Raw genomic sequence first — 13,530 nt, forward strand, 5'->3', positions numbered from 1 at the left:
GGACTTTGTGCGAAGTTGCATGCGGCCATAGAAGAACAGGTGCTAATGGGACCTGTGCGTCGACTCGCCATCAACTTTAGCTTGACTCCAGAGTTAGCACGTTGTCGGTCCGGATCACCTGCGGCAGGCCTCGGGTCAGTGCCAGCCGGTCCAGCACCCGTGCCACGCCGTAGCCGGAGATCGCCCGCTCCACCTCAATCGCTACCGCCTCATGCGTGGCATCGTCGACGATAGTCAGCGCCTTGATTACACGACCCTCGGCGGTACGATCGAACACGAAGTCCATTGACCAGACCTGATTGGCTGCCTCCGGCCGCAGCAACGGTTGGCGCTCGCCCAGCAGCACTCTCTTCCGCTTGCGCCGACGCACCTGCAACTTAGCCTCCTGATACAAGCGTTCCACCCGCTTGTAATTCACCGGCCACTGTTCCTGCCGCAGCTTCAGGTAGATCATCCCCACGCCGTAGCGCTTGTGTCGCTGTGCCAGCGCCAGGATCCGCTCGCGAAGTTCGATATTGCGATCGGGGCGCGGGGCATAGCGCAGTGCGCTGGCGCTCATCCGTACCACGGCCAGTGCCCGCCTCTCTGTGAGCCCGCGCTCCATCAAATGCCGCACCAGCGTCCTGCGCGCCGGTGCGCTCACCACTTTTTTTGCAGGGCGTCCTTGATGACGTCGTTCTCCAGCAACTGCTCGGACAGCAGCTTCTTCAGCCGGGCATTCTCCGCCTCCAGATCCTTGAGCCGCTTGGCCTCCGGCACACTCATGCCGCCGAACTTGCTGCGCCACAGGTAGTAGGACGCCTCACTAAACCCGTGTCGGCGGCACAGCTCTTTCACCGCCATGCCGGCCTCTACCTCACGCAGGAAGCCGATGATCTGTTCTTCGGAAAAGCGCTTCTTCATGTCCAATCTCCGTCTCGTTGGGGATTGAACTCCAAATCACCGCGCTACTCAAAATCGGGGGGACGTCGGCGACTGAAACTCTCCTACTCGACCTAGTCAGGGTTCTATGAATGGAGTGGATCAATGCGGCCATCGGGTGTGCAAGTCATCAATGACGAAGCGATGCGAGTGCCTCCCTGCCACTACTGCATGTTCGGCGCAGTGCGGATGGTCGCTAGGCAAATTGTCGTGGCCATGCTCGATTTCTTCAGGATCTGCTTTTGGCCATGAGCGCCATGCCGCCGCGAAGCCGACGATGGCTAGACAAGCCAGCGCACCTATGGCTATCGGCATTCCCCATTTCGCACCGACCATGCCTGCAAGCGGATAAGCAATCAGCCAGCAAATATGCGACAGCGAAAATTGCGCAGCGAACAAAAATGGTAGATCTGCGGAATCAGCGGAACGGCGAAGCAAGCGACCTCCGGGGGTGACCAGCCCCGCGTAAGCCACTCCGAGAAGTACCCAGCTTGGTATGACCACAAGCCAATTGACGGCTCCATTCAGTCCAATCCAGATTCCCAGAAGGCAGGCCAGCACCGCGCACATCAATCCGGCAGCCGTGAGCATGACTCGTCGATCTGAAACCTTGTCCAGAAGCCTCGGCAGAAGCATGGCGATGGCCATCGATCCGATACCAAAAGCAGCCAGCGCCCAGGCGACTTCACGCTCACCACCTTGAAGGACGCTACGCACCACAACCACCGTGTTGACGAAAACCAACGATCCGCCCGCAGCAGCGACCAGGTTCAGTGCCAGCAGACCACGCAGACGCGGTGTGCGCAGGTAGATGTGCATTCCTCGAATGGCTCGCGTGTACGGCCCCTCATTTCCTCGCTTGTCGGCGATCAGAGGAAAGGCGGTTGAGAAAACTAGTACCGCGGAGAGCACGAAGCCAACAGAAGTCCCAGCAAATAAACCATGGAAGCTGATCAGAGTAAGCAACGCCGCAGCCAACGCAGGACTCAATAGACTTTCAAGGTCATACGCCAAGCGGGAGAGCGATAGTGCCTTGGTGTAGTCCTTCTCATCCTTGAGAATCTCTGGAATGAGTGACTGGAAAAGGGGAGTGAAACATGCGGAGGCAGATTGCAACAGCGCAATCAGGATGTACACCTGCCAGATTTCTGTGACGAACGGCAGGGTAAGAGCAGCCGCGGCTCGGGCCAGGTCAAGTGCGATCAAGGCTGTCTTTCGCAATGCTGGAGGCACTACGGCCGCTGAGACTGGGGCAAGTGTCACATAGACGATCATCTTGATCGCCAGTGCTGTCCCGAGCACGGCGCCAGCTTCGGCACCGGCCAGGTCGTAGGCCAGCAGGGCCAATGCAACCGTCGCCAGACCCGTGCCCACCAGAGCTACGACCTGGGCGGCAAACAGGTTCCGGAAGCTTGAGTTCTTCAGAACGTCGATCATGGAAGGAATCTCGAGAAGTGCATGCAAGGAGATAGAGCGGGACCAGTTGGGTCCCGCTCGCTCTTTCAAACAGATTACTTCTTCGCCGTACCCGCCTTCTGAGCATCGCAGGAGGTCTTCAGCGCCTTGGTGGCCGAGTCATTGAGATTGACGTCGTACTTGGATGTATCAGCCAACTGCTCGCAGGTGGTGGGCTTAGGCTTCTTCACTACTGCTGCGGGAGCCGGGGTGGGCTCATGCAGGGCAGGGTCATGCGCGACTGCAGCTCCGGAGGTGGAGGCTGCTGCGAGGAAGCAAGCTACGAGAACATTGCGGATCTTCATGGGTAACACTCCGGAAAATGCGGTGTACACACCGCGGGTTGGGATCAAGTGTGGGGAGATCAAGGACGATACAGGTCAGCCTGGAAACCGACGACTTCGACCGAAACGTCCACCGGTGTGGTGCCACGGTTCTGCCAGTACCAGCCGTGCGTCCCATCGAAGGGGGCAATGAACGTGCCTTCGGCTTGGCTCTGCGCGGCTTCGACTGAATAACGGGTCCAAGCGCCCTTAACGTCCGGGCGCTCACCGTGCATGTCCACCGCCACGTCACCGGTGGCTTTCCAGCGATAGACAGCGCCGGCACCCTGCTTGAGATGTGCTTTTACTTCGGCGCCCTTGCCCGGCTCCAATGTCACGGTAAGCGTGTCCGTACGCATTGGACCTGCAGAAAGTGAGTTTGCAGCGGCATCGAGCGTCTGCCCCTTGTTCTCACCAAAAGCGGCTTTGGCTTTTTCGGCCAACGTCTGGTTTGCCTGGTTGTTGGAACCCGTGACCGGAGCCGCGGCACCTGGCGCACTGTCCTCAGTAGTCTCGGCCAGCTCGGTCAGGCCCAACGCCCGACCGACACCGGTCGGGTCAATGCCGTACTCGGCAGGCATGACGGTAGTGACCAGTAGTACAGATGCCACGGCTGCGGCGATGAAGGTGGCGCGGACCAGACGGCCGGTGCTGGGAAGAGGCTGATTTGCAGTAATGGACATTGAATTATCTCGATCAGGAAACGAAGTAACCGGTGAGCTGGTAGCCGATGAGCAGGAAGCCAGCGGTCATCAACACGGCGTTGGCACCAAAGGCTTGACGGGCAAACATCGGCGAGCGGCGCCAGAAACCCATGACGATCAGGATGAACGCCAGAGCAAGAAGCTGGCCGATCTCCACGCCGACGTTGAATGCCAACATGTTGGCGACGAGGCCTTCCGGGGACAGTGAGAAGTCCTGGAGCTTGGTAGCAAGGCCAAGACCGTGGAACAAACCAAAAATCATCACCGCGGCCTTGGTGTTGGGCTGAAAACCGAACCAACGGCGGAAGGCACCCATGTTGTCCAGCGCCTTATAGACAACAGACAAACCGATGATGGCGTCCACGATGTACGGATTGACGTGGAAGCCGCCCAGCACGCCGAGCAGCAGCGTGATGCTGTGGCCGATGGCGAACAACGTGACGTAGATGCCAACGTCCTTCATGCGGTACAGGAAGAACACCACCCCCAGCAGGAACAGGATGTGGTCGTACCCGGTGAACATGTGCTTGGCACCCAGATAGGTGAACGCGAGCAGATTCCGGCCGGAACTCTCTTCGAGGAACGCGGCGTCTCCCTCGCTGACGCCATGGGCCACCGCAGCTGCTGTTGTGGTCAGCAGCGCAAGGCCTGCGAGTGCTGCCGCAGGTAGCTTGATGTTACGCAAGAAACTCTCCTTTACTTTCGGAATTGAAGGAGCGCTCATGCGCGCTCCGTGTTCTTGAGGTCCCCATCGCGATGGATGAGGCGGTAGAGCGCCGGTAGCACCAGCAGGGTCAGCAACGTGGATGACACGATTCCGCCGATAACGACTGTGGCGAGCGGGCGCTGCACTTCTGCGCCGGCACCCACGTTGAGGGCCATGGGCAGGAAGCCAAGGCTCGCCACCAGCGCGGTCATCAGCACCGGTCGCAGGCGCGTTATCGCCCCCTCATGGACGGCGTGTTCGAGAGAGGCACCGTCCTCGCGTAGCTTCTTGATGAAGCTGATCATCACCAGACCGTTAAGCACCGCGACGCCCGATAGAGCGATGAAGCCAACGCCCGCGGAGATGGATAGCGGGATTCCCCGCATTGCCAGTGCCAGTACGCCGCCTGTGAGTGCCAATGGCACACCGCTGAAGACGATCGCGGCATCCTTGCCTGAGCCGAAGGCCATGAACAGCAGGCCGAAGATGAGCACCAGCACGACCGGAAGCACGACCGAAAGGCGCTTGCTGGCAGAGATCAGCTGCTCGAACGTGCCGCCATACTCCACCCAGTAGCCCTCCGGCATCGCCACCTCCGTACCCACGCGCGCGCGCAGCTCCTCCACGAAGGAGCCAAGATCACGTCCGCGAACATTGCTGGTGATGACCACACGTCGCTTGCCGTTCTCGCGACTAACTTGGTTCGGACCTGGGGCGACTTCCACCTTGGCCAGTTGCCCCAGTGGGACATAGCCCCGGGCCACTCCCTCGTTTGCTGGCAATGCGACGGGAAGTGAAGCCAAGGTCCTCGGGTTTTCGCGCATGCTCTCGGGCAGGCGAACCACGATGTCGAAGCGGCGATCCCCCTCGAACACTTGGCCGGCTGTTTCGCCGCCCAAAGCCATGGAGATCGTCTTCTGCACTGAGTCGATCGATACGCCATAGCGGGCCAAGGCATCGAGATCAGGCGTGATGGTCATCAGCGGCAGGCCGGTGACTTGTTCCAGCTTCACGTCGGCATTGCCCTTGATGCTGCTGGCAACCTTCTCGATCTGCCCACCGATTGCTGCCAGCTGATCCAGATCATCGCCATACAGCTTGATCGCTACCTCGGCGCGAACACCCGCGATGAGCTCGTTCATACGCATCTGAACCGGCTGCGTGAACTCATAGTTGTTGCCGGGAATGGCGCGCACGGCCTTTTCCAGCTCGGCAATGAGTTCAGCTTTGGGTTTGCGTGGGTTTGGCCATTTGCTGCGGTCCTTCAACATGATGAAGGTGTCAGCCACCGAAGGCGGCATCGGATCGGTGGCCACCTCGGCGGTACCGATCTTGGCTACAACTTCATCAACCTCAGGGAACTCCTTGATCCGAGCTTCCAGTTGCCGCTGCATGCCAATCGCTTGGGTGAGGCTCGTGCCTGGAATACGTAGGGCATGCAGCGCGATATCACCCTCATCCAGGTTCGGGATGAACTCAGTGCCCAGACGGGTCGCTAGCGCGCCAGAAAGAACAATGAGAACAACGGCAGCCGCCACCACCAACTTGCGTGCAGACATGACCTTGTCCAGCAAAGGACCGTAGAAACGGCTTACCGCACGCATCGCTCGGGTTTCCTTCTCCGAGACCTTCCCGGTCACGAACTGGGCCACTGCCGCCGGCACGAACGTCAGCGATAGCGCCATCGCTCCGGTCAACGCGATGACCACCGTCAACGCCATCGGGTGGAACATCTTTCCTTCCACCCCGGACAGGGCGAAGATCGGGATGTAGACGGCGGCGATGATGAACAAGCCGAACAGGCTTGGCTTGATCACTTCAGCGCTCGCACTGGCGGCCAACTCAAATCGCTCTTGGCGGGTGAGCAGGCGTCCCAAAGCATGCTGTTGCTCGCCAAAACGACGCAAGCAGTTCTCCACGATGATTACTGCACCATCAACGATCAGGCCAAAGTCCAACGCACCCAGGCTCATCAGGTTTGCTGAGACGCGGTTTTGCACCATCCCGCTGATCGTCAACAACATGGTCAACGGGATCACCGCGGCAGTGATCAACGCTGCGCGCAAGTTCCCCAGCAGCAGGAACAGCACGGCGATGACAAGCAGGGCACCTTCCAGCAGGTTCTTGCGAACGGTTTCGATGGTGCGGTCAACCAGTTCAGTGCGGTCGTATACCGCGTGTACACGAACCCCTTCAGGCAGCGTCTTGTCAATTTCCTTGAGCTTTGCAGCGCTGCGCTGTGCGACCTCCCGGCTGTTTTCCCCGATCAGCATGAACACGGTGCCAAGCACCACTTCCTTGCCATCCTTGGTAGCGGCACCCGTACGCAGTTCGCTGCCCTCAAGCACTTCGGCAACATCGCCCACGCGCAACGGAAGTCCGTCGCGTGTGGCCACCACAATTTTCCGAAGCCCGGCGATGTCCGCCACCTGGCCAGGCACACGGATCAGGTACTGCTCGCCTGATCGTTCGATGTAGCCGGCACCGACGTTGGCATTGCTGCGGTCTACCGCATCAAGAACGTCCTGCATGGTCAGACCGTAGGCCTGAAGCTTCGAAGGGTCAGGGGTGACGTGGAATTGGCGAACATACCCGCCAACGGTGTTGACCTCGGTGACTCCCTTGAGGTGGCGCATCTGCGGGCGGACGACCCAGTCCTGCAGCGTGCGCAGTGCCATGGGTGTCCAGGTGTCTTCTGCACCGGGCTCCGCTTCGACCGTGTACATGAAGATTTCGCCCAGGCCGGTGGCAACCGGTCCCAGCGAAGGCTTCAGGCCAGAGGGCAGGGCAGAGGCCGCCTGTTGCAGGCGTTCGGCAACCTGCTGACGAGCGAAGTAGATATCCGTTCCGTCCTCGAACACCACCGTAACCTGGGAAAGACCGTAGCGGGAAACCGAACGGGTGTACTCAAGCTTGGCCAGACCGGCCAATGCTGTTTCAACCGGGAACGTGACGCGCTGTTCTGCCTCCAATGGCGAGTAGCCGGGTGCTTCGGTGTTGACCTGCACCTGGACGTTGGTGATGTCTGGCACGGCATCAATGGGGAGCCGGTTGTAGTTCCAGATGCCAAGGCCACACAGCCCAAGCACAAGGAGTAGCACCAGCCATCTGTGAGCGATCGACGCTCGTATGATTCTTTCGAGCATGGCCGTTCCTTAGTGGTCGTGGCTGGCGCCAGACTTTTCGATGTCTGCGCGGATCAGGTAGCTTTGCTCTGCGACGTACGGTGTCCCGGGCTTCAGTCCGCCAAGTACCTCCACGTACTCGCCATCCCTGCGACCCAGCTCAAGCATGCGAACCTCGTAGGTGTCCTTCACCTGCGCGAACACGACCGTGAAATCGCGGAATCGCTGCAGGCCGGACTCCTTCACTGCAAGTGGCACTTCTTCGGAAGACAACGTCACCTCGGCTGCGACCGTCATTCCTGGTCGCCAACGGCCATCCGGATTGGGAAGACTCACGCGAGCGACCACGCTCTGACCGCTGGATGCCACCGGCAGCAGCGAAGCAATCGAGGATTCCACGGTCGTCTCGCCGGTCGCCGAGCGAACCTTTACTGCCTGGCCGGCTGCCAAGCGTTCGGCATCGGTGCCGATGGCCCGCAGATCCACCCATACTTCGCCCAGGTTGGCTATTTCGATCAAGGTGTTGTCGGCAGCCACATCGCCCACGTTGGTTGTACGCACCAGCACGACGCCATCGAACGGCGCGGTCACGGCGTAGGTACGCATGCTCTCGTTGCTTTCGATCGTCGCCAGTGTTTGCCCGCGTGCAACACGGTCGCCCACTTGAACCTGCACCGCACGAACGATTCCCGGGAACCTTGCTTTGATTGCAGCAAGACGGTTCTCATTCAACGAGACCGTTCCCATCAATTGAACAGTGTCGCGAATCGTCGCCGGCCCAGAGGTCTCAATGACAACGCCAGCATCCTTTGCCGCCTGATGATCAATGGTGGTTCGACCTTCATAGGACGCGTAGGTCCAGTTATGGGCTTTACCGCCGAGCGTGGCATTGACCTTCACGTCGAACGAATGCGGCTCCACGACCTCGGTACTCGCCGCCAGATAGTCTTTCTCCGCCTTGAAGTCGAAGGCGTTGACCTCCCCATCGAGTCGCGTGACCTCCATGCTGGCGGTCACCTCACTCGCGGCGATCGGTTTATCGTCCCGGTAGGCATACAGACGGAAGTGCGGCGGCGTGTTGGTTTCGTACACCGTCACCTCGATGGCGACGTTGCCATCGCGCAGCATTCGGCCACGATGCGGGCCGCGCTCATAGTCGGCGTCGGCAGCTGCCGAGCCTTCCTCTGCAGCAGGTTCAGTGCTCGGCTTCTCACCACAAGCGGCGAGCATCAGCGGTAGCAGGATCAGGAATGCAAAACGCTTCATTGGGAGGCATCCGGAAATTGAGCGGTCAGGCGTTCAACCTCGACCAGAAGGGTGTAGTAGCGAGCAGCCGCTTCGACCTCGCGTTCGCGCAGGTCGAACAGGGTCTTCTCGGCTTGCGCAAGCGCCAGGAATGAGAACCGACCGGCTTCAAAGCCACGACGCGTCAGGCTGATCGCCTCCTGCGCTTTGGGTAGCATCCGGGCGCGAAGCGCTTCCACTTCCGAGCGGGCTTGCTGCATCAACTGATAGCGATCGAACAATTGCTGGCGTTGTTCCAAACCGGTGGCTTGGGCGCGAGCATGCACAGCGGCCAGATCCGCATCGGCTTCAGCGACGGAGTAGGACGCGCGGCGTTGGCTTCCAAGTGGCAGGGAAAAGGACATCACCAGCCCCTGATCACCTGTAGCTTCCAAACGACGAACGCCAAGACTGACGTTCACATCAGGCTTGCCACTCGCAACCGCAATCCGACGACGAGCCGCAATAGACGCTGTTTCGAGCTGCGCAAGACGCTGTTGCGGTGTTTGCGGCAGGCGGCCGGCTAAGGTTCCGAAATCCGCGAGTGGGGGCAGGGTGTCCAGATCCGCGACAACGGTATCGAAGTCCGGGGTGAGGGCACCCCAGCTGGCAGCAAGACGTGCCTTGGCGCCCTGGAGGGCTTGAAGTGCCTGCTCGTGCTTCAGTTCGGCATCGGCCAACGTAATCTCAGCGGCCCGAAGGTCGGAGTCCGGATTACGTGCTGCCTGCACCCACCTGGCAACTTCTCGACGCGTACTGTTCGCGTGGCGAACCCGCTCTTCGGCGTGCTCCACATGCTCCTGCGCGACAGCGGCCTGGATGAATCGCTGCGTGGTGCTATTGGTGATGTCGAGTCTGGCCACGCCTTCAGCGCCTCGCTGAAGGTTGATCTCGGCATCCCCCAATGCGGTGCGGGCATCACGCTTCTCACCCAGCTCAAGGACGCGTCCGATGCGCAAGGTGGTTTCAGCTGAGTCAACACCGCTCAGCCCGCCGGTACCGGCAACGTTTTCGAAATCGGCTCCCACTACATAGGGAGCGGGAAGGGCCTCTCGGTTTGCACGATTACGTACCGCCTCCAGGCGGGCGGCTTCGGCTTGGATTGTGGGATTTGCCTGGAGAGCGCGGGCAACGGCTTCCTCTAGGCGCAAAGGTTCAGCAGCGAAGCCGCACGGGGCAACGCTGCAGGTACCGACCAGAGTCAGTACCCACATGCAACGCAAATTCACGGAATCTTCTCCGATTGTTCGACGAATAGCGCAGCCAGCCACAAACTGCGGCCAGCACTGTCAGGCCGCTACAAGGCGGCCGGATTCGTCAAACGATGGGAGGTCTGAAGGGACTGGAGGGTTGTTGCGAAGGACGCCAATGGACGTCGAGGGCAGGAACCGAGGTCTCGGGCGCGACAGAGGGCGCCCAATGACTGTTGTTCCAGAGGCTGACTGCGCCGTTGGCATCAGCAGAGTGAAGCAGGGCGTGCGAGCCCTTGGCATGCTCACGATCGGAATCCGAATGGTGATCGCCGGGGTGGTGGTGCCCATGCTCAGCAGCCGCCACAACCGCATGCTCTGTGGAGTGCAAGTCACCCACCAGGTTCAACATCGGACGCACCAACGAAGCCAAAGCCAGCAGCGCAAAGAGGCTGACCCTGAGCAGATTGGAGTTGGCGGAGATGCGGAGCATTGCGGGTAGCGTAAATGGCTTTAGAGGCCTTTGTCGATACCTAAGTTGGAGCAGGCACCCTGCCGAAGGCTCTCTCATTTCCTCGGCTACTGGGACGGACATGGAAGTGTTTAGGAATGTTTATCGGGGGTAGGCCGGGTGTCCGCTTCTGGCCTTGGATTCAACCGATCGACGCAACAGTTTGTCGATATCGCTCTGCTGGTGTTTCGTAGCCCAGCGTCTTGCGTGGCCGTTCATTGAGCTGTCGTGCCACTGCATCCAGCTTCGCCTGCGTGACATCGGCAAGACTGATGCCCTTGGGGAAGTACTGCCGCAGTAGGCCGTTGGTGTTCTCATTGCTGCCGCGTTGCCAAGGATGGTGCGGGTCGCAGAAGTAAACTTGGATGTCGGTGGCCAGGGTGAAGCGGCGGTGTTCTGCCATCTCCTTGCCTCGATCCCAAGTCAGCGACCGGTACAGCTGCCTCGGCAGGCGACGTGCGTTCTTGATCAGCGCGTTGACCACGGTCTCGGTGTCCTTGCCTGCCACCTTCACCAGCATCAGGTAGCGGGTCTGTCGCTCCACCAACGTAGCGATTTGGCTGTTCCGATCACCGAACAGCAGATCGCCCTCCCAATGCCCAGGCACAGCCCGATCTTCGGCATTGGCCGGCCGCTCGCTGATCGAAACGGTGTCGGTAATCCGGCCGTGGTTCTCTGTCTTCTGGGTGTGGTGTCGCGAACGACGCATCGCCCGCGTGCGCCTCAGATGCGCGAGCAGTTCCTGTTTCAAGGCTCCGCGCGATTGGATGTAGAGCGTGCGATAGATCGTCTCGTGGGACACCTGACGGCTCGCATCATCGGGATAGGTGCGCTTGAGCCAGCCGGCCACCTGCTCAGGCGACCACTGCCGCTGGATCTTCTCTGCCACGCGAGCAGCCAAGGCTCGATGCAACGCAAGCTTACAGGGCTTGGGGCGTTGCGCCCGGTCCCAGGCGGCATGGTCGGCTTGGCTGGCGCGGTAGCCTTCACGGCCTTCGTTACGCCCGATCTCCCGACTGATCGTGGAAGGCGCCCGCCCCAGCGATGTGGCGATCGCACGGATCGACCATCCCGCCGCCAGACCGCGGGAGATTTCCTCGCGTTCGGCCAGGCTCAGCGCCCTCGGAGATCGTCGCCGCACCGGCGGACGAATGCCGCCATGCTCGGCCAGGATATTCCGCACTGAGCTATGGTGACGGTCAAACAGGGACGCGATCTGGTGCAAGGACTCGCCCTGCTGCCAGCGATCCCACATCAGCGACTTCTGGGTGTCCGTGTAGTAGATCCTCTTCCTGCGATTCATCCGCAACACTCCTGCTGCCTATGCAGCTGTCCGTGTGTTGCATCGATCATATGAATCCGCGGCCGATAGCGGACGTAGGGACCGCGGCGCATGCCTACTTCATCCTTGGCGATTCGGTCTCAGCTCGATGCGAGCTGACCATCTGCCTGCCAGCTTGTCGACCTTGCCTGAAAATGGGATCTGCAAGCTACCGTTGACACTGTGCCGGGACAGCGATGACTCCGCATTTCCCCTTAGGCCATCTATCGGTATACAATTGGGTGTCAAATACCGAACGGATCGGCCAGCGATGACTCCACCCTGACGCTTGATTGAAGAAGCGATCCAGACTCTTAGGTCTGGAAGGGTGCCTGTTTATTTCGTTTGGCGCGCACGGCTGTGCGCGGAGATCATTTCACATGTCCGTAATTTATACCCTGCGCCAGCAATGGCTCGGTAATATCCGTGGTGACCTGCTGTCGGGCATCGTCGTTGCGCTGGCACTGATTCCCGAGGCGATCGCCTTTTCCATCATCGCTGGCGTCGACCCCAAGGTGGGTTTGTATGCCTCTTTCTGCATCGCCGTCATCACCGCCATCGCCGGTGGTCGCCCTGGCATGATCTCGGCTGCGACCGGCGCCATGGCGCTACTGATGGTCACGCTGGTGCGTGAGCACGGCATCCAATATTTGTTTGCCGCCACCATCCTGGCTGGCGTGCTGCAGATGCTGGCCGGCGCCCTGCGCTTGGGCTCCCTGATGCGCTTTGTGTCGCGCTCGGTGGTGACCGGTTTTGTGAACGCGCTGGCGATTCTGATCTTCATGGCACAGCTTCCCGAGCTCATCGATATGCCGTGGATGGTGTACGCGATCTGTGCTGTGGGTCTGGCAATCATCTACCTGCTGCCGCTGTTGACCAAAGCCGTTCCTTCGGCATTGGTGGCGATCGTGGTTCTCACGGCCGCCTCCATGTACTTTGGCTTCGAGGTGCGCACCGTCGGCGACATGGGCGCGTTGCCTGACAGCCTGCCTTCGTTCCTGATTCCGGACGTGCCATTTACCTGGGAAACACTCCAGATCCTGCTGCCGGTATCGGCGACACTGGCGGTCGTTGGCCTGTTGGAATCGCTGATGACCGCGCAGATCGTCGAGGACATGACCGATACCCCCAGTCAGAAGAATCGCGAATGTGCGGGCCAAGGCTTGGCTAACACCGTAACGGGCTTCTTCGGGGGCATGGCGGGCTGTGCAATGATCGGCCAGTCAGTGATCAACATCACGTCCGGTGGCCGGGGCCGCCTCTCGTGCCTGGTGGCCGGCGTGGTTCTGCTTTTGCTGGTTGTTTATGGGTCAAACCTGGTGAGTCAGATCCCGATGGCCGCGCTGGTCGCGGTGATGATCATGGTCAGCATCGGCACCTTCAACTGGCGCTCACTGCGCGAACTGGCCATTCATCCCAAGAGCTCTTCAGTCGTGATGATTGGCACCGTCATCGTGACCGTGGCTACCCACGACCTTGCTAAGGGCGTGCTGACAGGCGTGGTCCTGTCGGCGGTGTTCTTCACCCGCAAGGTCGGCAAGATGCTGATCATTGACGACACTCAGGTCGACACCGACTCGCGCGTCTACGTGGTGAAGGGGCAGGTGTTCTTTGCGTCTGCTGGACAGTTCGTGAGCAGCTTCAACTATCTGGATGTCCCCAAGAACGTCAAAATCGATCTGAAGGATGCCCACTTTTGGGACCTCACGGCCGTTGATGCGCTCGACAGGGTAGTGATGAAGCTGCGCGAGCACGGCGCGACCGTTGAAGTGTTCGGTCTCAACGATGCAAGTGAGACCTTGGTTGACCGCCTAGGGAAGCACCGTACTCCAGGCGCCGCGCTGTCGTCGGGCCATTGAATGAGCGAAGCGGGCACCGAAAGGTGCCCGCGTCCCTTCCGGCAGTCATCGAACTGACATATGGGACGGTAATACTTCGATCATTCTAGATAAATGGTTGCGATGATATTCGTACGCTGAATGTTCTGTTC

The 13,530-nt window shown here is 60.1% G+C and carries 10 protein-coding genes and 1 pseudogene; 1 reads left to right on the forward strand and 10 read right to left on the reverse strand.

Translation table 11 applies throughout. The annotated features are described in order from the left end of the window. Positions 1 to 100 precede the first annotated feature (100 nt). From QMX78_RS15810 to QMX78_RS15855, 10 genes and pseudogenes are all read right to left on the reverse strand, one after another. Positions 101 to 903, reverse strand: a pseudogene (locus QMX78_RS15810) (IS3 family transposase); the annotation flags it as partial. Positions 904 to 1,023: 120 nt separating this feature from the next. Next, entirely contained in the window at positions 1,024 to 2,358 is a 1,335-nt protein-coding gene (locus QMX78_RS15815; protein ID WP_282271279.1) for an MFS transporter, read from the reverse strand. A 74-nt stretch (positions 2,359 to 2,432) separates the two neighbouring features. Continuing rightward, entirely contained in the window at positions 2,433 to 2,681 is a 249-nt protein-coding gene (locus tag QMX78_RS15820) for a hypothetical protein (protein WP_197639873.1), read from the reverse strand. A gap of 59 nt (positions 2,682 to 2,740) precedes the next feature. Continuing rightward, positions 2,741 to 3,382, reverse strand: a complete 642-nt coding sequence (locus QMX78_RS15825; protein ID WP_197639867.1) for a hypothetical protein — start codon at positions 3,380 to 3,382, stop codon at positions 2,741 to 2,743. Between the two features lie 13 nt (positions 3,383 to 3,395). Then, a complete protein-coding gene (locus QMX78_RS15830; RefSeq protein ID WP_057505029.1) occupies positions 3,396 to 4,127 on the reverse strand; it encodes a HupE/UreJ family protein in 732 nt (243 codons plus the stop codon). Continuing rightward, the gene (locus QMX78_RS15835) at positions 4,124 to 7,255 is read right to left on the reverse strand and encodes a CusA/CzcA family heavy metal efflux RND transporter (protein WP_197639865.1); all 3,132 of its coding nucleotides are present in this window, start codon (positions 7,253 to 7,255) and stop codon (positions 4,124 to 4,126) included. Before QMX78_RS15835 ends, QMX78_RS15830 begins: the two co-directional genes overlap by 4 nt. Positions 7,256 to 7,264: 9 nt before the next feature. Beyond that, the gene (locus QMX78_RS15840) at positions 7,265 to 8,500 is read right to left on the reverse strand and encodes an efflux RND transporter periplasmic adaptor subunit (protein WP_197639863.1); all 1,236 of its coding nucleotides are present in this window, start codon (positions 8,498 to 8,500) and stop codon (positions 7,265 to 7,267) included. Next, a complete protein-coding gene (locus tag QMX78_RS15845) occupies positions 8,497 to 9,747 on the reverse strand; it encodes a TolC family protein (RefSeq protein ID WP_197639861.1) in 1,251 nt (416 codons plus the stop codon). The genes QMX78_RS15840 and QMX78_RS15845 overlap by 4 nt, the downstream gene beginning before the upstream one ends. 88 nt (positions 9,748 to 9,835) lie before the next feature. Next, positions 9,836 to 10,201, reverse strand: a complete 366-nt coding sequence (locus QMX78_RS15850; protein WP_197639859.1) for a hypothetical protein — start codon at positions 10,199 to 10,201, stop codon at positions 9,836 to 9,838. Between the two features lie 160 nt (positions 10,202 to 10,361). Then, positions 10,362 to 11,522 (reverse strand): IS30 family transposase, encoded by a 1,161-nt coding sequence (locus tag QMX78_RS15855; protein ID WP_197639857.1) that lies wholly within the window; start codon positions 11,520 to 11,522, stop codon positions 10,362 to 10,364. A 398-nt stretch (positions 11,523 to 11,920) separates the two neighbouring features. On the opposite strand from QMX78_RS15855, the gene QMX78_RS15860 reads away from it, so the two are divergent. Beyond that, complete coding sequence (locus tag QMX78_RS15860; RefSeq protein WP_282271294.1) at positions 11,921 to 13,399, forward strand: SulP family inorganic anion transporter; 1,479 nt, start codon at positions 11,921 to 11,923, stop codon at positions 13,397 to 13,399. Positions 13,400 to 13,530: the final 131 nt, after the last annotated feature.

Origin of the sequence: Stenotrophomonas sp. PS02298 (genome assembly GCF_029959445.1) — a bacterium.
GTDB lineage: Bacteria > Pseudomonadota > Gammaproteobacteria > Xanthomonadales > Xanthomonadaceae > Stenotrophomonas.

Excerpts from the sequence above, each read along its gene's own strand:
- QMX78_RS15820 (WP_197639873.1), bottom strand. The coding sequence starts at position 2,681 with ATGAAGATCCGCAATGTTCTCGTAGCTTGCTTCCTCGCAGCAGCCTCC.
- QMX78_RS15855 (WP_197639857.1), bottom strand. The coding sequence starts at position 11,522 with ATGAATCGCAGGAAGAGGATCTACTACACGGACACCCAGAAGTCGCTG.
- QMX78_RS15830 (WP_057505029.1), bottom strand. The coding sequence starts at position 4,127 with ATGAGCGCTCCTTCAATTCCGAAAGTAAAGGAGAGTTTCTTGCGTAAC.
- QMX78_RS15840 (WP_197639863.1), bottom strand. The coding sequence starts at position 8,500 with ATGAAGCGTTTTGCATTCCTGATCCTGCTACCGCTGATGCTCGCCGCT.
- QMX78_RS15860 (WP_282271294.1), top strand. The coding sequence starts at position 11,921 with ATGTCCGTAATTTATACCCTGCGCCAGCAATGGCTCGGTAATATCCGT.
- QMX78_RS15850 (WP_197639859.1), bottom strand. The coding sequence starts at position 10,201 with ATGCTCCGCATCTCCGCCAACTCCAATCTGCTCAGGGTCAGCCTCTTT.
- QMX78_RS15815 (WP_282271279.1), bottom strand. The coding sequence starts at position 2,358 with ATGATCGACGTTCTGAAGAACTCAAGCTTCCGGAACCTGTTTGCCGCC.
- QMX78_RS15835 (WP_197639865.1), bottom strand. The coding sequence starts at position 7,255 with ATGCTCGAAAGAATCATACGAGCGTCGATCGCTCACAGATGGCTGGTG.
- QMX78_RS15825 (WP_197639867.1), bottom strand. The coding sequence starts at position 3,382 with ATGTCCATTACTGCAAATCAGCCTCTTCCCAGCACCGGCCGTCTGGTC.